The organism is Streptomyces diastaticus subsp. diastaticus (assembly GCF_011170125.1).
Classification (GTDB): domain Bacteria; phylum Actinomycetota; class Actinomycetes; order Streptomycetales; family Streptomycetaceae; genus Streptomyces; species Streptomyces diastaticus.
On the sequence record NZ_BLLN01000003.1, the window covers coordinates 429,265 to 451,145 of the forward strand.

Here is a 21,881-nt window from a genome sequence, read left to right on the forward strand (position 1 = left end):
CATCCTGAACGCAGGGGCGCGTGAACTGCCGGAGAAGGGTCGCCTCAGGTGAAGTCCCAGCGGGTCTGGCTGAACGGGTTGCCCTTGGTGAAGCCGAAGGCTCGGTGTGGGCGGACGGCGAAGACGAGGGCGCCGGCGCCGTCGGAGTGCTGGAAGGTGCCGTCGGCCACCTCGAAGGTCCAGTCGGGGCCGTACTTGGTGGACCAGGCGGTGGCCAGCGAGGTCAGGCGGTCGGAGTCGCCGACCAGGGAGACCTCCCCCTCCAGGACCAGGTCGAGGCCGTCCGACAGGGTGTTGCTGCCGGTGGTCAGGATGACCTGCTGGTTCTGGGCGAGGTTGCGCGCCTTGCGTTCCTCGGCGCCGGTGGCGAAGTGCAGGGCGTCGTACTGCCAGACCGCCAGGAGCGGGGTGACGTGCGGGCGGCCGTCCGGGCGCACCGTCGACAGCCAGAAGACCTCCGACCGGTGCAGCAGGTCCTCGGCGGCGGACCACGGGACGGCTTCGGCGCCGGGGGTGCTGTAGCGCGGGTCGAGTGTCGTCGACACCGGGCCGCCGTGACCGGTGGGTGCGGCCGCCGTGCTGTTCGTGTCCGCGTCAGTGTCCGGGTGCGTGCCCATCGGTCCCACTCTCCTTGATCCCCCGCTGTCCGGAACGGCCCCGTTCCGCCGCCCGGCCCGGGCGAACCGGGCGGCGGAGCGGGAGCCGCCACCCTTACGACCGCGCGGCGTCGCGGAACTCATCGGTGCCCGCCGGCCTTCTTTCCGATCCGCCTGGCCCGGTAGCCCCCGGCCGCACGCGGGCAAGGCGCTAGGCTCGGGTCCTGCCGGGCGCGTCCGACCCCGAGGACCCGCCCCGACCAGCACATTTCCGGCACGCGGGCAGGCAGGGAGACGGGCGCATGACCATCCCGCAGGGACGACGGAGCAGTACCTTCACCCGGCTGCTGCGGCACGGTTTCACCGACCCCTCCAGCGCCGAGCGGCTGCTCGGCTCCGAGGTGCTCGCCCCGGTCGCCGAGGACACCGTCCTGCTCGACGCGCTCGCCGCCACCGCCGATCCCGACCTCGCCCTGCTCGGCCTGGTCCGTCTCGCCGAGGCCGAGCCGGAGGAGGAGCGGCAGCGGCTCCTCTCCACCCTGGTCACCGCCAAGCCGCTGCGCGACCGGCTGCTCGGAGTGCTCGGTGCCTCCGAGGCGCTCGGCGACCACCTCGCCCGTCATCCGCGGGACTGGCGCGCCCTCGCCGTCTACGAGTCGGCCGACCTCCACCCGGGCGTCGAGGAGTTCACCCGCGGCCTCGCCGACGCCACCGACCCGGACTCGCTGCGCGTCGCCTACCGCCGCTGCCTGCTCTCCATCGCCGCCCGCGACGTCTGCGGCACCATCGACGTCGCCGAGACCGCCGCCGAACTGGCCGACCTCGCCACCGCCACCCTCCGCGCCGCCCTGCGCGTCGCCGAGGCGGCCGCGCCCGAGGACGCCGCCCGCTGCCGGCTCGCCGTCATCGCCATGGGCAAGTGCGGCGGCCACGAGCTGAACTACGTCTCCGACGTCGACGTCATCTTCGTCGCCGAACCGGCCGACCCGGCCGAGGACGACGAGGCCCCCGCCCTCCAGGCCGCCAACCGCCTCGCCGCCCATCTGATGCGGATCTGCTCCGAGACCACCGTCGAGGGCACCATCTGGCCGGTCGACGCCAACCTCCGCCCCGAGGGCCGCAACGGCCCGCTGGTCCGCACCCTCTCCAGCCACCTCGCGTACTACCAGCGGTGGGCCAAGACCTGGGAGTTCCAGGCGCTGCTGAAGGCCCGCCCGGTCGCCGGGGACGCCGCGCTGGGCACCGCCTACATCGAGACCATCGCGCCGCTGGTCTGGCAGGCCTCCGAGCGGGACAACTTCGTACCGGACGTGCAGAAGATGCGCCGCCGCGTCGTCGACAACATCCCGGCCCACGAGATCGACCGGGAGCTGAAGCTCGGCCCCGGCGGGCTGCGCGACGTGGAGTTCGCCGTGCAGCTCCTCCAGCTCGTGCACGGCCGCAGCGACCCCTCGCTGCGCTCCGGCACCACCCTGGACGCGCTCGCCGCGCTGGCCGCCGGCGGCTATGTCGGCCGCACCGACGCCGCCCAGCTCGACGAGGCGTACCGCTTCCTGCGCTCCATGGAGCACCGCATCCAGCTCTACCGGCTGCGCCGCACCCATCTCGTCCCCGAGGCCGAGGTGGACCAGCGGCGGCTGGGCCGTTCGCTGGGGCTGCGCACCGAACCGGTGGTCGCCCTCAACCGGGCCTGGCGTCGCCACGCCGGGGTCGTCCGCCGGCTGCACGAGAAGCTCTTCTACCGGCCCCTGCTGGACGCGGTCGCCCAACTCGGCCCCGGAGAGGCGCGGTTGTCCACCGAGGCGGCCCGCGAACGCCTCGTCGCCCTCGGCTACGACGACCCCACCGGCGCCCTGCGCCACCTGGAGGCCCTCGCCTCCGGTGTCAGCCGCAAGGCCGCCATCCAGCGCACCCTGCTGCCGGTGCTGCTCGGCTGGTTCGCCGACTCCGCCGACCCCGACGCGGGGCTGCTCAACTTCCGCAAGGTCTCCGACGCCCTCGGCCAGACCCCCTGGTACCTGCGGCTGCTGCGCGACGAGGGAGCCGCCGCCGAGAACCTGGCCCGCGTCCTGTCCGCCGGGCGGCTCGCCCCGGACCTGCTGATGCGCGCCCCCGAGGCGGTCGCCCTGCTCGGCGACGTCCGCGGCCTGGAACCACGCGGCCGGGCCCAGCTGGAGCAGGAGGTGCTGGCCGCGGTCCGCCGCTCCGACAACGCCGAGAACGCCGTGGCCGTCGCCCGCGGTGTACGCCGCCGGGAACTCTTCCGCACCGCCGCGGGCGACCTCATCGGCTCGTACGGCACCGAGGAGAGCCCCGCCGAGGCCGACCCCGGCGCCCTGGTCGACCGGGTCGGCTCCGCCCTCTCCGACCTCAACGCCGCCACCCTCGCCGGGACCCTGCGCGCCGTGGTCCGCGACGGCTGGGGCGACACCCTGCCGACCCGCTTCACCGTCATCGGCATGGGCCGCTTCGGCGGCCACGAGCAGGGGTACGGCTCCGACGCCGACGTGCTCTTCGTCCACGAGCCGCGCGAAGGCGTCGACGAGCAGGAGGCCGCCAAGGCCGCCAGCCGGGTCGTCACCGAACTCCGCCGCCTGCTGGAGATCCCCAGCGCCGACCCGCCGCTGCTCATCGACCCCGACCTGCGGCCCGAGGGCAAGACCGGTCCGCTGGTCCGTTCGCTCGCCTCCTACGCCGCGTACTACCGGCGCTGGTCCCAGGTGTGGGAGGCGCAGGCCCTGCTGCGGGCCGAGCCGGTCGCGGGCGACGCCGAACTCGGCGCCCGCTTCGTGGAACTGGTCGACCCGCTGCGCTACCCGGCCGAAGGGCTCGGCGAGGACGGGGCCCGCGAGATCCGCCGTCTCAAGGCCCGCATGGAGTCCGAGCGGCTCCCGCGCGGCGCCGACCCCACCCTCCACACCAAGCTGGGCCGGGGCGGCCTCTCCGACGTCGAATGGACCGTGCAGCTTCTCCAGATGCGGCACGGCTGGGCCGAGCCGGGACTGCGTACCACCAGCACCCGGCCCGCCCTGGCCGCCGCCGTCGCCGCCGGGCTGCTCCCCGGTGAGGAGGCCGCCATGCTGGACGAGGCGTGGGTCCTCGCCACCCGGGTCCGCAACGCCGTCATGCTGGTCCGGGGCCGCCCCGGCGACACCTTTCCCTCCGACGGCCGCGAACTGGCCGCCGTCGCCCGCTACCTGGGGTACGAGCCGGGCCACGTCGGCGACATGCTGGAGGACTACCGGCGTACCACCCGGCGGGCCCGAGCCGTGGTGGACGAGGTGTTCTACGCGGCCACCACCCATTGAGGCGCCGCTGAACTGCGGCGGAGGGGTGTGAGCGTGAGCGTTCCGTCAGGGGAACGGCGCCGTCCGCCGCTCCCGGCCGGCGCCGGCCGGGCGTGGAGGGGGAGCGACCGCTCGCCCTGACCGCACCTGACCTCCCTTTTACCCGCGCGGTGAGCCCGCAAGAGGGAGTGCCGTGCCGTCCGAACGCGCGAGGGACAGGCAGTGGCCCGGTGCCCTGGAGCCGTCCGCCCCGCTGAGTCCGGCGCCGGGCCTCGACTCCGTTCCGGCCCGGTCCGACTCCGAGCCGCAACGGCTCGCGACCGGAACGGAACCCGCGTCCGGCCCCGAGCCCGGCCGGTGCGGGAGCCCCGGCCCGCCCCCGCCGCGGCTCCCGGCCGCCCTCGCGTCCCGCCACCGCCACCCCCGGCCGGAGGACACGGGCCACCCCCTCTCCTCGCAGCCTCCGAGGCGCGCACCCCCCCCGGGGCCCCCGGGCGCCCGCCCGCCGGAGCCGTGCCACGGCCGGGAGCACCGCGTCGCACCTGCGGGACGGCGAGGACCGGCTTCCGCCGGAACAACCGCCCCCGGGCCGGGCCGCCATTCCGACGGCGCCCAACGCGGCCACGTCCGCGGCCCCGGCGGAGCCGCACCGCGCTGGGTGCTCACCGCGCGGCGGTGGACGCGGGGTGCGGCGTACGGGGCCGGCTGGTCCTCCTCGCCGTCCCGGTGCGGGAGCTGGTCGCGGGCGGCGGAGGCGGGGGCCTGCGGGCCCGCCCCGGGACCGGCACCAGCCTCGGGGGACGCCCCCGTGCTCAGGACCGCCGTCGCCGCTTGAGTTCTGCCTCGTGGAGGTGGCGGCGGCCCTGCGCGAGCCGGTCGGTCAGTTCGGTCTCCACAGCGGTGAAGGGGCGGTAGTAGGTGTCCTCGTACTCCTCGACGAGCTGGAAGGTCCAGTGGCCCGGGGTGACGTCACGGGCCACCAGTTCGGCGCGGACGCGCTCGGCCTCCTCGGGGTGGCCTGCCTCGTGGAGCAGGCGGACCGCCTCGTCGAGCTGGAAGTCGGCGGTGCCGGTCAGCTGGTGGAAGGAGTACAGGTGGCCCCGGGCCCGTTCGGTGGTCTCCAGCGCCTTGGAGAGTGCCCCCAGCGCCTCGACCGTCCTCTCGCTCATGCCCTCGGGGCGCCGGTGCGCGGGGTCCGGCAGCCCGTCGTCGTGGTCCTTGGTCATGTCTGCCGTGTGCCCGCCGCGGACGGCTGTGTACCGCCCGGGCCGCGTGCGTCGGGCTAGCCTCGCCCGACTGGCCCGGCGTCCGGGTGGCGGGACCGGTACGGGGCGGGTGTCAGGGCTCTGGGGCGGGGGCCGGTTCCGGGGAGGCGCGGGTCAGCGCGGTGGCGCCTTGGGGGGCGGGGCCCGTGGGGGAGGGGCGACGGCCCTCCGGCGGGAGGGCCCGTTCGGCGGTCGGCGCCGGTTCGCGGGCCGGTGGCGCGGCGGGTGCCGGTGGCGGCGCGGCCTCGCCCTCGCGTACGGCGTCCACCTGACGGGGCAGGCGGTGCGGGTACGTGCCGTAGCAGAGGCGGGCGACCAGGTAGCCGAAGAGGAGGCAGACGAGGCCGCCGACCGCGTCGAGCCAGAAGTGGTTGGCGGTGGCCACGATGACGACCAGGGTGAGTGCCGGGTAGAGCAGGCCGAGGATCTTGGCCCAGGGGGCCGAGGCGAGGGCGAAGATCGTCAGGCCGCACCAGAGCGACCAGCCGATGTGCATGGAGGGCATCGCCGCGTACTGGTTCGACATGTGCTTCAGGTCGCCGGAGGCCATCGAGCCCCAGGTCTGGTGGACCAGGACCGTGTCGATGAAGTGCTGCCCGTCCATCAGACGGGGTGGCGCCAGCGGATACAGGTAGTAGCCGACCAGGGCGACGGCGGTGGTGGCGAACAGCACCGTGCGCGTGGCCGCGTAGCGCCCGGGGTGGCGGCGGTAGAGCCAGACCAGCACACCGAGGGTGACGACGAAGTGCAGCGTCGCGTAGTAGTAGTTCATCCCCACGATCAGCCAGGTCACCGAGTTGACCGCGTGGTTGACGCCGTGCTCCACGGCGATGCCGAGCCGCTGCTCGGCCTCCCAGATCCAGTCGGCGTTGGCCATCGCCTGGGCCTTCTGCTCCGGGACCGCGTTGCGGATGAGGGAGTAGACCCAGTAGCTGATCGCGATGAGCAGCACCTCGAACCAGATCCGGGGCCGCCGCGGGGTGCGCAGGCGGCGCAGGGGACCCGTGGGCGGCGTGCGCCCTGCCGGGCCCGTGGGCGAGGGGGCGGGGGCCGGTCCGCGGCCGTCAGAAGTCGTCACAGTGGTCTCACCCATAGGGAGGGATTCTGTCAGAATCGCGCCTACCGACCGATCATCCCCCGGACGGGTCAGGTCCGCATTCTCTACGCCTTGCGGACGATCTCCCCCTGAGGGACCTCCCCCAGGCCGGCGGGCGCCGACGCCGTCGAACCGCGCACCACCAGCTCCGGCATGAAGACGAACTCGCTGGGCGGTGCGGGAGTCCCGCCGATCTCCTCCAGCAGGGCGCGGACCGCCGCCTGCCCCATCGCCGTGACCGGCTTGCGGACGGTGGTGAGCGGCGGGTCGGTGAAGGCGATCAGCGGGGAGTCGTCGAAGCCGACGACGGAGACGTCCGCGGGCACGTCCAGGCCGCGGCGGCGCACCGCGCGGATCGCGCCGAGAGCCATCATGTCGCTGGCGCACACCACCGCCGTGCACCCGCCGTCCAGCAGGGAGTCGGCGGCGGCCTGGCCGCCCTCCAGCGTGTACAGGGAGTGCCGGACGAACTCCCGCTCGGCCTCCTCGGCGGTCGTCCCGAAGGTGTCCCGCAGCGCCCGGGTGAACCCCTCCGTCTTGCGGACCACCGGGACGAACCGCTTGGGGCCCAGTGCCAGACCGATCCGGGTGTGGCCGAGCGAGGCGAGGCGGGTGACGGCCAGCCGCATCGCCGCCCGGTCGTCGGGGGAGATGAACGGCGCCCGCACCTGGTCGGTGAAGCCGTCGATGAGGACGAACGGCACGCCCTGGCCGCGCAGCCGGTCGTAGCGGGTCATGTCGGCGGTGGTGTCGGCGTGCAGCCCGGAGACGAAGATGATGCCGGAGACGCCCCGGTCGACCAGCATCTCGGTCAGCTCGTCCTCGGTGGAGCCGCCTGGGGTCTGGGTGGCCAGCACCGGCGTGTACCCCTGCCGGGTCAGGGCCTGCCCGATGACCTGCGCCAGCGCCGGGAAGATCGGGTTCTCCAGCTCCGGGGTGATCAGGCCGACCAGTCCGGCGCTGCGGCGGCGCAGCCGCACCGGGCGTTCGTAGCCGAGGACGTCGAGGGCGGCGAGGACGGATTCGCGGGTGGCCGCGGCGACGCCCTGCTTGCCGTTGAGGACCCGGCTCACGGTCGCTTCGCTGACCCCCGCCTGGGCTGCGATGTCAGCGAGTCGCGCGGTCATGACACGGGACTGTACCGGCCGGGTCCGCGCTTGCCCATCGGCCCGGGGAGGCGGGCCGGTTTCCGGAGATGTCAGGAGCCGGCGACCGGCCGTCACGGCAACGGCTTGCAAGACCTTTCAACCACGAAGATCACCGTCCCGGTCGGGATCGGTGCACCGGATGGACACGTGGAGGTAACAATCGGCTCGTCTTGCAGAAATTTCTCGCAAGCTCTTTCGGACAGTTTTCAGGACTGTTACGTTCCTGCCGACCCGAAGGCCGCGAAGGAGCGGCAGGCACGGCTGCCCTCAGCCCTCGCCGGATCGGGACCGTGCTTGAAGGAGTACACATGCGACGTGGCATAGCGGCTACCGCGCTCGTGGCGAGCCTGGCGCTCGCGGCGACGGCCTGCGGCGGGGACACCACCGACGAGAGCGGCGCCAAGGCCGGCAAGGGCGGCGGGGAACTGTCCGGCACGGTCACCTGGTGGGACACCTCGACCGTCGGCAGTGAGGACAAGGTCTTCAAGGCGCTGGCCGAGGGCTTCGAGAAGGAGCACCCGAAGGTCGAGGTCAAGTACGTCAACGTGCCCTTCGCGGACGCCCAGAACAAGTTCAAGAACGCCGCCTCCTCCGGCTCCGGCGCCCCCGACGTGATCCGCTCCGAGGTCGCCTGGACCCCGGACTTCGCCTCGCTCGGCTACCTCGCCCCGCTCGACGGCACCACGGCCCTCGACAAGGAGGACGACTACCTCAAGCAGGCCGCCGCCTCCACCAAGTACGACGGAAAGACCTTCGGCGTCCCGCAGGTCATCGACTCCGTCGGCATCTTCTACAACAAGAAGCTGCTGAAGGAGGCCGGTGTCGAGGTGCCGACCAGCGTCGAGGAGCTGACCGAGGCCGCCAAGGCGATCAAGTCGAAGACCGGCAAGACCGCCCTGTACCTGCGTGGCGACGACGCCTACTGGTTCCTGTCGTTCCTCTACGGCGAGGGCGGCGACATGATCAACACCAAGGACAAGTCGGTCACCATCGACGACAAGCCCGCCGTCGAGGCGTTCAAGACCGTCAAGGAGCTGGTCGACTCCAAGGTGGCCGTCACCGACGCCACCAACGGCTGGGACAACATGCAGAAGGCCATCAAGGACGGCGAGGTCGCCATGGCGATCAACGGCCCCTGGGCCGTGACCGACACCCTCGCCGGTGACGCCTTCAAGGACAAGGCCAACTTCGGCGTCGCCCCGGTCCCGGCCGGCTCCAGGACCGCCGGCTCCCCGCAGGGCGGCCACAACTACGCCGTCTACGCCGGGTCGGAGAACCTCGACGCCTCCTACGAGTTCGTCAAGTACATGAGCTCCGCCAAGGTCCAGGCCGAGGTCACCGAGAAGCTCAGCCTGCTGCCGACCCGCGCCTCCGTCTACGGCGACCCCAAGGTCGCGGACAACGAGATCGTGCAGTTCTTCAAGCCGGTCGTCGAGACCGCCGTCGAGCGCCCCTGGGTCCCCGAGGGCGGCAGCCTCTTCGCGCCGCTCCAGACCCAGTACACCAAGGTCCTCACCGGCCAGGCCACGCCCGAGCAGGCCGCCAAGTCCACCGGTGACTCCTACCGCAAGCTCCTGAAGGACTACAAGTAACCGACCCGGCCGCGTGCCGCCGCGCCCCGCGCGCGGCGGCACGCCCCACCCGTACGGAGAAGAAGGAGGCCGGCCGACCGATGGCTGTGCACACGGGCCCGTCGGTGGCCAAGGCGTCGGGGAAGGCAACCGTCCCCGGGCCGCGCCGCCCGGCAGGAACACAGGAGAGCGGCCTGCGCCGCGCCCTTTCACGGCACTGGTACGCCTGGACGATGGTGGCCCCCGTCGTCATCGTCCTCGCGATCATCGTCGGCTACCCACTGGGCCGGGGCATCTGGCTCTCGCTCACCGACGCCACCGAGGCCAACGTCGAGCGGACCATCGGCGTCAACCACATCCCGGCCACCTACGAGTTCACCGGGCTCCAGAACTACGTCGACGCCTTCGGTGACCCGGTCTTCCTCCAGCGCCTGGTGTGGACCGTGGTGTGGACCGTCGCCTGCGTCTCCATCACCTACAGCCTGGGCCTCGCGCTCGCCACCCTGCTCAACCGGCAGGTCGCCGGGCGCGGCTTCTACCGGATGGCGCTCGTCGTGCCGTGGGCCATCCCCGGCTTCGTCTCCGTCTTCTCCTGGAACTTCCTCTACAACGAGAAGCACGGTCTGCTCAACAAGATCCTGGTGGGCGGCGGCATCGACGCCGTGCCGTGGCTCAACGACCCGGTGATCGCCAAGCTCTCGGTGATCGCCGTCAACGTCTGGCTCGGCGTCCCCTTCATGATGGTGGCCCTGCTCGGCGGCCTCCAGTCCATCCCCGGCGACCTCTACGAGGCGGCCGAGATGGACGGCGCCGGCGCCTGGCAGCGCTTCCGGCACATCACCCTGCCCGGACTGCGGCCCGTCTCCACCACGGTGATCCTGCTCTCCACCATCTGGACCTTCAACATGTTCCCGGTGATCTTCCTGCTCACCCGGGGCGGGCCCGGCGACGCCACCGAGATCCTGGTCACCCAGGCCTTCCGGATGACCTTCGTCGACAGCCCGCGCAACTTCTCCACCTCGGCGACCTGGGGCGTCATCATCCTGCTCCTGCTGCTGGTGTTCGCCTTCTTCTACCGCCGCGTCCTCAAGAAGCAGGGAGAGGTGTGGTGACCATGCCCAACACCCGCCGCAGTCGCAGCCCGCTCGCCTCGATCGGCCTGCACGGCACACTGCTCATCGCCACCGTCGTCGCCGTCTTCCCCGCCCTGTGGGTGCTGCTGACCTCGCTCAAGCCGGCGAAGTTCGCCACCACCACCGACTTCTTCCACGACACCACCCTCGCCAACTACACCCACCTGCTGGGGGACACCAAGTTCCTCACCTGGTTCGGCAACTCGGTGATCGTCGCCGCCACCACCACCGTGATCGGCGTCTTCCTCGCCGCCACCACCGGCTACGCGGTCAGCCGCTTCCGCTTCCCCGGGATGCGGCCGCTGATGTGGGTGCTGCTCATCACCCAGATGTTCCCGATGGCCATCCTCATCGTGCCGCTGTACAACCTCTTCTCCTCGATGGGGCTGCTCAACCAGCCGGTCGGCCTGGTCATCACCTACCTGACCATCGCCGTGCCGTTCTGCGCCTGGATGATGAAGGGCTTCTTCGACGCGATACCCGTCGAGATCGACGAGTCCGGGCGCGTCGACGGCCTCAACCCCTTCGGCACCTTCTGGCGGCTCATCCTCCCGCTGGCCCGCCCGGGCCTGGCCGTCACCGGCTTCTACTCCTTCATCACCGCCTGGGGTGAGGTCGCCTACGCCTCCGCCTTCATGGTCGGGGAGGACAACATGACGCTCGCCGGCGGACTCCAGACCTTCGTCAACCAGTACACCGCCCAGTGGGGACCGATGACCGCCGCCTCCGTGCTGATCGCCGTCCCGGCCGTCATCGTCTTCGTCCTCGTCCAGCGCCATCTGGTCACCGGCATGACGGCCGGCGCCACCAAGGGCTGAACGGCCCCCATTCCGGGCGGTCTTCGCCGCCGGGGTGCCGCAGTCGGTGTCGAGCCACCCGACGCGCTCGTCCGCTGCGCTCCCTGCGCGCGACGGGTGGCTCGACACCGACGCGCCCCTATGGCTCAGACCGCGGGTCTGCCGGGGGCGGCGTCGGCCGAAAGGTCACCCGCCCCGAGGCCGGGCCCCATGACTCCAGGCCACCCCTCATGACTCCAGGGAAGACATGACCCAGCACCTCACTGCCCCCGCCCCCACCGCCCCGGCCGCCGACACCGCTCCCGGCTGGTGGCGCGACGCGGTGATCTACCAGGTCTACCCCCGCAGCTTCGCCGACGCCGACGGCGACGGCATGGGTGACCTGCCCGGCATCCGCAGGCGCCTGCCCTACCTCAAGGAACTGGGCGTCGACGCCGTCTGGCTCAGCCCCTTCTACGCCTCCCCGCAGGCCGACGCCGGATACGACGTCGCCGACTACCGCGCCATCGACCCCATGTTCGGCACCCTCGCCGACGCCGAGGCGCTCATCGCCGACGCCCGGGCGCTGGGCCTGCGCACCATCGTCGACCTCGTCCCCAACCACTCCTCCGACCAGCACGCCTGGTTCCGCCAGGCGCTCGCCGAGGGCCCCGGCTCGCCGCTGCGGGAGCGCTACCACTTCCGCCCCGGCAAGGGCACCGACGGCGAACTCCCGCCCAACGACTGGGAGTCCATCTTCGGCGGGCCGGCCTGGACCCGTACCGCCGACGGCGAGTGGTACCTGCACCTGTTCGCGCCCGAGCAGCCGGACTTCAACTGGGAGCACCCGGCCGTCCGCGACGAGTTCCGCTCCATCCTGCGGTTCTGGCTGGACATCGGGGTCGACGGCTTCCGCGTCGACGTGGCGCACGGCCTCATCAAGGCCGAGGGGCTGCCCGACATCGGCGCCGGCGAGCAGGTCAAGCTGCTCGGCAACGGCGTCATGCCCTTCTTCGACCAGGACGGTGTCCACGAGGTCTACCGCGACTGGCGCACCCTGCTCGCCGAATACGGCGACGAGCGCGTCCTGGTCGCCGAGGCGTGGACCCCGACCGTCGAGCGGACCGCTCACTACGTCCGCCCCGACGAGATGCACCAGGCGTTCAACTTCCAGTACCTGAGCACCTACTGGGACGCCGAGGCGCTGCGCGAGGTCATCGACGCCTCGCTCGCCGCGATGCGCCCGGTCGGCGCCCCCACCACCTGGGTCCTCTCCAACCACGACGTCACCCGGCACGCCACCCGCTTCGCCAACCCGCCCGGCGGCACCCAGCTGCGCACCCCCGGCGACCGGGCCCTCGGACTGCGCCGCGCCCGCGCCGCCACCCTGCTGATGCTCGCCCTGCCCGGCTCCGCCTACGTCTACCAGGGCGAGGAGCTGGGCCTGCCCGACGTCACCGACCTGCCGGACGAAGTCCGCCAGGACCCCTCCTACTTCCGGGCCGCCGGGCAGGACGGCTTCCGCGACGGCTGCCGGGTGCCGATCCCGTGGACCGTCGAGGGCCCCTCCGCCGGGTTCGGCCCCGGGGGGAGCTGGCTGCCGCAGCCCGAGGGGTGGGGCGAGCTGAGCGTCGAGGCGCAGACCGGTGACCCCGGCTCCACCCTGGAGCTGTACCGGGCAGCGCTCGCCGTCCGTCGCGAGCACCCGGGGCTGGGCGCCGGTGAGACCGTCACCTGGCTGGAGGCGCCCGAGGGCGTCCTCGCCTTCAGCCGCCCGCGGTTCACCTGCACCGCCAACACCACCGGCGCCCCCGTCCGGCTCACCGCCCCCGGCACCGCGCTGCTCGCCTCCCAGGGCGCCGCGCCGGCCGTCGCCGAGGACGGGACCTTCGAGCTGCCCGCCGACACCACGGTCTGGTGGACGGTGTGACCCTGCCCGCCCCGCGGGACGGCTCCCCGGCCGTCCCGCGGCTCGCGGACATCGCCGCACAGGCCGAGGTCAGCGAGGCCACCGCCAGCCGCGTCCTCAACGGCTGCCCCGGCGTCGCGCAACCCACCCGGCAGCGCGTCCTCGCCGCCCTCGACCTGCTCGGCTACGAGCGTCCGACCCGGCTGCGCCGCCGCAGCGCCGGGCTCATCGGGCTGATCACGCCCGAGCTGACCAACCCGATCTTCCCGGCCTTCGCCCAGGTCGTCGAACAGGCACTGGCCGGATACGGCTACACCCCGGTGCTCTGCACCCAGATGCCCGGCGGCGCCACGGAGGACGAACTGGTCGAGCAACTGGAGGAGCGCGGCGTGAACGGCATCGTCTTCCTCTCCGGGCTGCACGCCGACACCACCGCCGACCCGCGCCGCTACGCCCGCCTCACCGAGCGCGGCGTGCCGTTCGTCCTCATCAACGGCTACAACGAGCGCGTCCGGGCCCCGTTCGTCTCCCCGGACGACCGTTCGGCGGTCCGGATGGCGGTGCGCCACCTCGCCGACCTCGGCCACCGCCGGATCGGCCTCGCCATAGGGCCCGACCGCTACGTCCCCTCGCGTCGCAAGGCCGAAGGGTTCACCGACGCCCTCGCCGAGATCCTCGGCACCCCCCGGGACGAGGCCGAACAGCACGTCCGCCGCACCTTGTTCAGCGTCGAGGGCGGCCACGCGGCGGCCGGGTCGCTGCTGGCGCAGGGGTGCACGGGGCTGGTGTGCGGCAGCGACCTGATGGCGCTCGGTGCCGTCCGCGCCGCTCGCGAGCGGGGCCTCGAGGTGCCCGAGGACCTCTCGGTGGTCGGCTTCGACGACTCGCAGCTCGTGGCCTTCACCGACCCGCCGCTGACCACGGTCCGCCAGCCGGTCCACGCGATGGCCACCGCCGCCGTCGGCGCCCTGCTGGAGGAGATCGCCCACCAGGCCGTGCAGCGCACCGAGTTCGTCTTCCAGCCGGAGCTGGTGGTCCGCGGCTCCACCGCCCAGTGGACGCCGGGTGTCGCCCGGGACGTACGGGACGCTTCGGACTGAGCCGGCAGCAATCTCTTGCAGCGGCTTTCGGTGTGCGGTCGCCAGGCTCAACCCCCGGTATGTCGCTGGCGTTTCCGGTTCGTGTCCAAAGGGTTGACCGGGGGTACCGGTCGCTCTACGGTCTGCTTCGCGATGCTCCTTGCAGTTTTGCAGCAAGAGAATTCAGCGCCCCGGTCGGGCGCGCGGCAGGGAGCCCCCGCGATCAGCCCGTCTGCCCTCCGCCCCCCCCGATCAGGAGGCACCACATGGCCCGCAGAATCGCCACCGCGTCCCTCGCCGTGCTGGCGGCGGCCGCCACCGCCGTCACCGCCCCCACACCCGCAGCGGCGGCGCCGCCCGGCGAGAAGGACGTCACCGCCGTCCTCTTCGAGTGGAAGTTCGACTCGGTCGCCCGCGCCTGCACCGACAGCCTCGGCCCCGCCGGGTACGGCTACGTCCAGGTCTCCCCGCCCCAGGAACACATCCAGGGCAGCCAGTGGTGGACCTCCTACCAGCCCGTCAGCTACAAGATCGCCGGCCGGCTCGGCGACCGCGCCGCCTTCAAGTCGATGGTCGACACCTGCCACGCGGCGGGCGTCAAGGTCGTCGCCGACTCGGTCATCAACCACATGGCCGCCGGCTCCGGCACCGGCACCGGCGGCAGCGCGTACCAGAAGTACGACTACCCGGGCATCTGGTCCGGCGCCGACATGGACGACTGCCGCAGCGAGATCAACGACTACGGCAACCGCGCCAACGTCCAGAACTGCGAACTGGTCGGTCTCGCCGACCTCGACACCGGCGAGCCCTACGTCCGCGAGCGCATCGCCGCATACCTGAACGACCTCCTCTCCCTCGGTGTCGACGGCTTCCGCATCGACGCCGCCAAGCACATGCCCGCCGCCGACCTCACCGCCATCAAGGCCAAGGTCGGCGACGGCGGCACGTACTGGAAGCAGGAGGCCATCCACGGCGCGGGCGAAGCCGTCCAGCCCAGCGAGTACCTCGGCACCGGCGACGTCCAGGAGTTCCGCTACGCCCGCGACCTCAAGCGGGTCTTCCAGAACGAGAACCTCGCCCACCTGAAGAACTTCGGCGAGGACTGGGGCCACATGCAGAGCGGCAGGTCCGCCGTCTTCGTCGACAACCACGACACCGAGCGCGGCGGCGACACCCTCAACTACAAGAACGGCTCCGCCTACACCCTCGCCGGCGTCTTCATGCTGGCCTGGCCCTACGGCTCCCCGGACGTCCACTCCGGCTACGAGTTCACCGACCACGACGCCGGACCGCCCAACGGCGGCACGGTGAACGCCTGCTACAGCGACGGCTGGAAGTGCCAGCACGCCTGGCCCGAGATCTCCTCCATGGTCGGCCTGCGCAACACCGCCCGCGGCCAGGCCGTCACCAACTGGTGGGACAACGGCGGCGACCAGATCGCCTTCGGACGCGGGAACAAGGCGTACGTCGCCATCAACCACGAGGGCTCCGCGCTGAACCGCACCTTCCAGAGCGGCCTGCCCGGCGGCGACTACTGCGACATCCAGAGCGGCGACACCGTCACGGTCGGCGCCGACGGCGCCTTCACCGCCACCGTCGCCCCCGGCACCGCGCTCGCCCTGCACACCGGCGCCCGCACCTGCTCCGGCGGGGGCACCGGCCCCGGCACCGGGCAGACCTCCGCCTCCTTCCACGTCGACGCCACCACCGCCTGGGGCGAGAACATCTACGTCACCGGTGACCAGGCCGCCCTCGGCGACTGGGCGCCGGCCCGCGCCCTCAAGCTCGACCCGGCCGCGTACCCGGTGTGGAAGCTCGACGTGCCGCTGCCCGCCGGAACCACCTTCCAGTACAAGTACCTGCGCAAGGACGCCGCCGGGAACGCCGTCTGGGAGTCCGGCGGCAACCGCACGGCGACCGTCGGTACCACCGGCGCCCTCACCCTCGACGACACCTGGCGCGGCTGACCCGCCGACCCCTCCGGCCCGGCGCCCGCCTCCCCGCGGACGCCGGGCCGCTGCCGCACCCGCCCCGCGAAACCCGCCCGGCGGCCCCCGCCCCTCGAAGGAGACCCGTCCCCGTGCGACGGACCATCACCCTCGCGGTGAGTCTCGGCCTGTGCGCCGCCCTCACCGCCGCCCTGCCGGCCACGGCCGACACCCCTGACGCCCCGTCCGCGCGGGCCACCGCCGCCGAGGAGACCGCCGAGGCCGTCTGGCTCGACGCCCGTACCGTCGCCTGGCCCCGCGCCGAGGGAACGGCGAGCGCCCGTCTCCTCGCCCCGGCCCAGGGCGCGGAGAAGCGGGCGGCCGAGCAGATACGTCCGGGCCCCGGCACCCGACAGCTCCGGCTCACCGCCGGGAAGCTCACCGCCGCCCAGGCCAAGAGGTTCCCGCACCTCGCGGCGTACGACGCGTGGCGGGTCGATGCCCGTGACCGGCACCTCGCCGCCGACGCGCTGCGCGGCCGCCTCGTCGCCCAGCAGCGCGCCGCCGACGGCACCGTCACCGCCGCCACCGCCGTGCAGACCGCGGGCGTCCTCGACGACCTGTACGCCGGCGCCGCCCAGCGCCGCGCGCTCGGCGTCACCTTCGACCGCGCCGGGCGCCCCACCCTCTCCGTCTGGGCGCCCACCGCCCGCCGCGTCGCCCTCGACCTCGACGGCCGTACCGTCCCGATGCGCCGCGACGCCGCCTCCGGCGTCTGGTCGGTCGAGGGCGAACGCGGCTGGAAGGACCGGGAGTACGCCTACGACGTCACCGTCTGGGCGCCGGAGGCCGGCCGCACCGTCACCAACACCGTGACCGACCCCTACTCCGTCGCGCTCACCACCGACTCCCGCCGCAGCCTCGTCACCGACCTGGACGACCCCAAGCTCGCCCCGCCCGGCTGGAAGAACCTCCGCAAGCCGACGGCCGTGCCGTTGCGCGACGCCCAGATCCAGGAACTCCACGTCCGGGACTTCTCCGCCTCCGACCCCACCAACGCCCACCCCGGCACCTACCGCGCCTTCACCGACCGCGACAGCGACGGCGCCCGCCACCTGCGCCGCCTCGCCGACGCCGGCACCACCCACGTCCACCTGCTCCCCGTCTTCGACATCGCCACCATCCCGGAGAAGGACGCCAAGAGCCCCGACTGCGACCTGCCCGCCCTCCCCGCAGACTCCGAGCGCCAGCAGGAGTGCGTCACCGCGAGCGCCGCCGAGGACGCCTACAACTGGGGCTACGACCCGCTGCACTACACCGTGCCCGAGGGCTCCTACGCCACCGACCCCGAAGGGGCGGGCCGCACCCGGGAGTTCCGCGAGATGGTCGGCGCCCTCAACCGCGACGGGCTCGGCGTCGTCATGGACGTCGTCTACAACCACACCGCCGCCTCCGGACAGGCCGACACCTCGGTCCTCGACCGGATCGTCCCCGGCTACTACCAGCGCCTGCTGGCCGACGGCTCCGTCGCCGACTCCACCTGCTGTGCGGGCACCGCGCCCGAGAACGCCATGATGGGCCGCCTCGTCGTCGACTCCGTCGTCACCTGGGCCAAGCAGTACAAGGTCGACGGCTTCCGCTTCGACCTCATGGGCCACCACCCCAAGGCCAACATGGTCGCCGTCCGCAAGGCCCTCGACGCGCTCACCCCGGCCCGCGACGGGGTCGACGGCAAGCGGATCATCCTCTACGGCGAGGGATGGACCTTCGGCGAGGTCGCCGACGACGCCCGTTTCGTCCAGGCCAGCCAGGCCAACATGGCCGGCACCGGCATCGCCACCTTCTCCGACCGGGCCCGCGACGCGGTCCGCGGCGGCGGCCCCTTCGACGAGGACCCCGGCGTCCAGGGCTTCGCCTCCGGCCTCTACACCGACCCCAACGACTCGCCGGCCAACGGCACCCGCGCCGAACAGCGCGCCCGGCTCCTGCACTACCAGGACCTGATCAAGGTCGGCCTCACCGGCAACCTCGCCGGCTACCGCTTCACCGACTCCACCGGCCGCCGCACCACCGGTGCCGGGGTCGACTACAACGGCGCCCCCGCCGGCTACGCCGAACGCCCCGGCGACGCCCTCGCCTACGCCGACGCCCACGACAACGAGACCCTCTTCGACGCCCTCGCCTTCAAACTGCCCGCCGGCACCCGGGCCGCCGACCGGGCCCGGATGCAGATCCTCGCGATGGCCACCGCCACCCTCTCCCAGGGCCCCGCCCTCTCCCAGGCCGGCACCGACCGGCTCCGCTCCAAGTCCCTGGACCGCAACTCCTACGACAGCGGCGACTGGTTCAACGCCCTGCACTGGGACTGCCGCCAGGGCAACGGCTTCGGACGGGGCCTGCCGCCCGCCGCCGACAACCAGGACAAGTGGGAGTACGCCGGGCCGCTGCTCACCACCGTCTCCGTCGGCTGCGCCGAGATCGAGGCGAGCGCCGCCGCCCACCGCGACCTGCTCACCCTGCGCGCCACCGAACCCGCCTTCTCCCTGCGCAGCACCGCCGAGGTCCAGCGCGCCCTGAGCTTCCCGCTCTCCGGCCCCGACGAGACCCCCGGCGTCCTCACCATGCGCCTCGGCGACCTGGTCGTCGTCCTCAACGCCACCCCCGACACCCAGGACCAGCGCCTGACCTCGGCCACCGGCACCCGCTACGCCCTCCACCCCGTCCAGGCCCGGGGCGCGGATCCGGTCGTCAAGGACTCCGCCCACGACCGCCGCACCGGCACCTTCACCGTCCCGCCCCGCACCGTCGCGGTCTTCCGCGCGGGCTGAGCCCGGCCACCAGGGGGCGCCCGCGAGATCCCACGCGGGCGCTCCCGCCTGTCGGCCGGACGCACGTCCCCGCCTACGCGCGGCGGGGCTTCGCCCACTCCCCGCGCCTGCTCCAGGTGGACCTTCGGAAAGACCGCGCGAGGTGACCCCTCACTCCACCGGCGCCGCCTGCGCCGGTACCTCGGCCTCGGCCGGGAGGAGGGCGAGCAGGCGTACCGCGAGGTCGGTGAACGGGCCGTCCGGCGGTTCCTGGGCGAGGATGCGGCGGACCACCCCGGCGATCTCCTCGTCGTAGGCGCCGGCCACCGCCACCAGGGCGCCGAAGTCGTGCACCAGCTGGAGTTCCAGCGCGGCCCGTTCGGTCCTGCGGCCGTCGAGCCAGAGCAGCGCCGTCGACTCCGCCAGCGAGACCCAGGACCGCACCACCAGCTCCAGCCGGGGCGGCACCGCGACCAGGTCCAGGTGGGAGACGATCTGCTCGTACGCCGCCTGCCGCACGGAGTCGATCAGCGCCGTCGCCGCCGAGGACGAGCCGGGGTCGCCGCTGACCGACTGGGCGGGGCCGCCGCGCATCAACGCCGAGAAACCGGGACCGTGTTCGTCCACGAAGTCGAAGAACCGGCCCATCACACGCTGAAGCCGTGCCCCCAGCGGACCCTCGCGCGGCTCGTCGAAGCGCTGGGCCAGATCCTCGGCGGCCCGGCGCAGCGCCGCCTCGTACAGGCTCGTCTTGCCCGGGAAGTAGTGGTAGACGAGGGGGCGCGAGATGCCGGCGGCCGCGGCTATCTCGTCGATGGACACCTCGTCGGGGGAGCGGTTGCTGAACAGCTCCAGCGCAACACCGATGAGCTGCTGCCGCCGCTCCTCGACACCCATTCTGCGGCGCGTCCCGGTCGTCATACCGAACAGACTACCGACCTGCGGGAGTCGGGAGCCCCCCGGCAGGGGAAGACCGCCGGAGGGCCGGCCCCGCCGTGGACCCGGCCGTCATCGCCGAGCCGCTCCCGGGCGGCGGGCGGGGCCGGGGCCCGGGAGCGGCTCACCGAACGGGAGTACGCCGTGCCTCCCCTGAGGGCGGAGAGGCTGTCCAGCCAGGCCGTCGACGGCCCTCTCTCCCTGAGCGAGAGCGCCGCCGGCAAGGACACCACCACCGTGTTCGGCAGGCCGGGCAGCACCGACGACGCCGGCACCGGCCGCCGCGTCCGCGCCGTCTCAGCCACCTGGACCAGGGGTGAGTACGGGCCGGTTCAGATGTCCAGGACGATGCGGCCGCCCCGCGAGCGGGAGACGCAGAGCAGCATCGCCCCGTCCCGTTCGCCGTCGGTCAGCAGCTCGTCGCGGTGGTCGACCTCACCCGAGACCACCCGCTGCCGGCAGGTCCCGCAGAACCCCTGCGCGCAGGAGTACGGGGCGTCCGGCAGCTCCTCGCGTACCGCCTCCAGTGCCGTCCGGTCGGCAGGGACGGACACCGTCCGTCCGCTGCGCCGCAGTTCGATCTCGAAGGGCAGGTCGCCACGGGCCGCCGAAGGCCGTCCGGCCGGGCCGCCGGCGAAGCGCTCGGTGCGCAGGACGCACCCCTCGGGCAGGGCCGCCTCGACCGCCGCCATCAGCCCCTCGGGGCCGCAGCAGTGGACGGCGGTGCCCTCGGGCGCGCCGCTCAGCGCCGCCGCCAGGTCGGGCCGGCCGCTCTCGTCCTCGGCGGCCAGGGTCACCCGCTCGGGACCGCCCAGCTTCTCCAGCTCGTCGGCGAAGGGCATCGAGGCCCGGGTACGGCCGCCGTAGAGCAGCTTCCAGTCGGCACCCGCCGCGTGGGCGGCCCGCACCATCGGCAGCAGCGGGGTGATGCCGATGCCGCCCGCGACGAAGACGTGGGCGGGGGCGGGGGCGAGGGGGAAGCGGTTGCGCGGACCGCGTACCACCACCTCGGTGCCCTCCAGCAGTTCGCGGTGGACCTCCAGCGAGCCGCCCCGGCCTCCGTCGGCCGCGCCGATGAGCCGGGTCGCCACGGTGTACGCGGAGCGGTCGGCCGGGTCGCCGCAGAGCGAGTACTGCCGGACCGTGCCCGAGGGGAGCACCAGGTCGAGGTGGGCGCCCGGTTCCCAGGCCGGCAGCTCGCCCGCTCCCTCCAGCCGGAGCCGCACCACCCCCTCGGCCGGGGTGTCGCGCCGGGCGACGCGCAGGGTCATCGCCCGGCTGCGCGGGCGGCCCGAGACCGGCTCCTCCAGGGCGGGCAGCGGCCACAGCGGCGAGCGGCGGATACGGGTCCGCAGCGCGCGCCGTACGAGGACGGCGGTGCCGGCCGCGAGGACGGCGGTACGCAGGCGGGCCATCAGCGGCCGTCCTTCGCCGGGTCTGCGGCGGTGGCCCGCTCGGCGGCCAGCGCGGCCGGGGAGGAGGCCAGGTAGGCGACGGCCTGTGCCGTGCTGCCCTCCTGCGAGGGGTGGTAGTCACGGCGCAGGTAGGTGGGTACGGACTTGAGGATCGCCGGGGTGCTCGGCAGCATCCCGGCCCGGCCCTTGCGGTAGAACTCCGTGAAGCTGCCCTTGCCCTCCAGCAGCGTCGGGTCGTTCTCCATGAAGAACCGTACTCCGCGCTGCCAGAGGAAGAGCAGGGCTGCGAAGGCGGTGGCCCAGGTGCGGGCCCGGCGCCGGTAGCCGCCGTCGACGTGCTGGAAGAGGTCGAAGGCGACCGACCGGTGCTCGACCTCCTCGGCGCCGTGCCAGCGCAGCAGGTCCAGCATGACCGGGTCGGCCTGGGCCGCGTCGAGCCGGTCGGCGTTGAGCACCCAGTCGCCGAGGAAGGCGGTGTAGTGCTCGATGGCGGCGATCAGCGCCACCCGCTCCATCAGCCACCACCGCCGGGGCCGCCCGGGCGGCAGCGTCCGGTCACCGAGCATCTTCTCGAACATCCAGTCCACCTGCGCGGTGTACGGCGTCGGGTCGAGCCCCTGCTCCCGCAGGTGCGGCAGTACCTCGTCGTGGGCCTGCGCGTGCATCGCCTCCTGGCCGATGAAACCGATGACGTCCTCGCGCAGCCTCTCGTCCCGGATGTACGGCAGGACCTGCTGGTAGACGTGGACGAACCAGCGCTCACCGGCGGGCAGCAGCATGTGCAGCACGTTGATGGTGTGCGTGGTGAACGGATCGCCGGGCACCCAGTGCAGCGGCGTCTCCTCCCAGGCGAAGGAGACCTTGCGCGCCTTCAGCGGGATGCGCTCGGAGACGACCGGCCCCGCGCCCTTCGTCGTATTAGGCATGGCGTCAAT

The 21,881-nt window shown here is 73.2% G+C and carries 15 protein-coding genes; 8 read left to right on the plus strand and 7 right to left on the minus strand.

Annotated features, from left to right (window positions below):
• Positions 1–44: 44 nt before the first annotated feature.
• Complete coding sequence (locus Sdia_RS10365) at positions 45–617, minus strand: pyridoxamine 5'-phosphate oxidase family protein (RefSeq protein ID WP_189499954.1); 573 nt, start codon at positions 615–617, stop codon at positions 45–47.
• A gap of 281 nt (positions 618–898) precedes the next feature.
• On the opposite strand from Sdia_RS10365, the gene Sdia_RS10370 reads away from it, so the two are divergent.
• Positions 899–3,904, plus strand: coding sequence for a bifunctional [glutamine synthetase] adenylyltransferase/[glutamine synthetase]-adenylyl-L-tyrosine phosphorylase (locus tag Sdia_RS10370; RefSeq protein WP_115068644.1), 3,006 nt, complete (start codon positions 899–901; stop codon positions 3,902–3,904).
• Positions 3,905–4,695: 791 nt separating this feature from the next.
• Here Sdia_RS10370 and Sdia_RS10375 read toward each other — a convergent pair.
• The 3 genes from Sdia_RS10375 to Sdia_RS10385 all read right to left on the minus strand — a co-directional run bounded on the left by Sdia_RS10375 (position 4,696) and on the right by Sdia_RS10385 (position 7,371).
• Positions 4,696–5,109, minus strand: a complete 414-nt coding sequence (locus Sdia_RS10375; RefSeq protein WP_115068643.1) for a hypothetical protein — start codon at positions 5,107–5,109, stop codon at positions 4,696–4,698.
• A gap of 112 nt (positions 5,110–5,221) precedes the next feature.
• Positions 5,222–6,241 carry a phosphatase PAP2 family protein gene (locus tag Sdia_RS10380; RefSeq protein ID WP_100452965.1) on the minus strand — a complete coding sequence of 340 codons (1,020 nt, stop codon included), beginning with the start codon at positions 6,239–6,241 and terminating at the stop codon, positions 5,222–5,224.
• A gap of 68 nt (positions 6,242–6,309) precedes the next feature.
• A complete protein-coding gene (locus tag Sdia_RS10385) occupies positions 6,310–7,371 on the minus strand; it encodes a LacI family DNA-binding transcriptional regulator (RefSeq protein ID WP_191835341.1) in 1,062 nt (353 codons plus the stop codon).
• 329 nt (positions 7,372–7,700) lie between these two features.
• On the opposite strand from Sdia_RS10385, the gene Sdia_RS10390 reads away from it, so the two are divergent.
• The 7 genes from Sdia_RS10390 to pulA all read left to right on the plus strand — a co-directional run bounded on the left by Sdia_RS10390 (position 7,701) and on the right by pulA (position 18,616).
• Positions 7,701–8,984, plus strand: a complete 1,284-nt coding sequence (locus tag Sdia_RS10390; protein ID WP_189499955.1) for an extracellular solute-binding protein — start codon at positions 7,701–7,703, stop codon at positions 8,982–8,984.
• Positions 8,985–9,064: 80 nt separating this feature from the next.
• On the plus strand, positions 9,065–10,075 hold the full coding sequence (locus tag Sdia_RS10395) for a carbohydrate ABC transporter permease (protein WP_100452968.1): 1,011 nt from the start codon (positions 9,065–9,067) through the stop codon (positions 10,073–10,075).
• A gap of 2 nt (positions 10,076–10,077) precedes the next feature.
• Positions 10,078–10,914, plus strand: a complete 837-nt coding sequence (locus Sdia_RS10400) for a sugar ABC transporter permease (protein ID WP_008409230.1) — start codon at positions 10,078–10,080, stop codon at positions 10,912–10,914.
• Between the two features lie 226 nt (positions 10,915–11,140).
• Complete coding sequence (locus Sdia_RS10405) at positions 11,141–12,802, plus strand: glycoside hydrolase family 13 protein (protein WP_100452969.1); 1,662 nt, start codon at positions 11,141–11,143, stop codon at positions 12,800–12,802.
• The gene (locus tag Sdia_RS10410) at positions 12,787–13,881 is read left to right on the plus strand and encodes a LacI family DNA-binding transcriptional regulator (RefSeq protein WP_191835355.1); all 1,095 of its coding nucleotides are present in this window, start codon (positions 12,787–12,789) and stop codon (positions 13,879–13,881) included. The genes Sdia_RS10405 and Sdia_RS10410 overlap by 16 nt, the downstream gene beginning before the upstream one ends.
• A gap of 245 nt (positions 13,882–14,126) precedes the next feature.
• Positions 14,127–15,827 carry a carbohydrate-binding module family 20 domain-containing protein gene (locus Sdia_RS10415; RefSeq protein ID WP_100452970.1) on the plus strand — a complete coding sequence of 567 codons (1,701 nt, stop codon included), beginning with the start codon at positions 14,127–14,129 and terminating at the stop codon, positions 15,825–15,827.
• Positions 15,828–15,940: 113 nt separating this feature from the next.
• On the plus strand, positions 15,941–18,616 hold the full coding sequence (pulA, locus tag Sdia_RS10420) for a pullulanase-type alpha-1,6-glucosidase (protein ID WP_189499956.1): 2,676 nt from the start codon (positions 15,941–15,943) through the stop codon (positions 18,614–18,616).
• A gap of 150 nt (positions 18,617–18,766) precedes the next feature.
• Here pulA and Sdia_RS10425 read toward each other — a convergent pair whose 3' ends face one another.
• The 3 genes from Sdia_RS10425 to Sdia_RS10435 form a co-directional block, all read right to left on the minus strand.
• Positions 18,767–19,516: a TetR/AcrR family transcriptional regulator gene (locus tag Sdia_RS10425; RefSeq protein ID WP_129812168.1), complete on the minus strand. Its 750-nt coding sequence runs from the start codon at positions 19,514–19,516 to the stop codon at positions 18,767–18,769.
• 347 nt (positions 19,517–19,863) lie between these two features.
• Positions 19,864–20,946: a PDR/VanB family oxidoreductase gene (locus tag Sdia_RS10430; protein ID WP_189499957.1), complete on the minus strand. Its 1,083-nt coding sequence runs from the start codon at positions 20,944–20,946 to the stop codon at positions 19,864–19,866.
• Complete coding sequence (locus Sdia_RS10435) at positions 20,946–21,872, minus strand: metal-dependent hydrolase (RefSeq protein WP_100452974.1); 927 nt, start codon at positions 21,870–21,872, stop codon at positions 20,946–20,948. The genes Sdia_RS10430 and Sdia_RS10435 overlap by 1 nt, the downstream gene beginning before the upstream one ends.
• Positions 21,873–21,881: the final 9 nt, after the last annotated feature.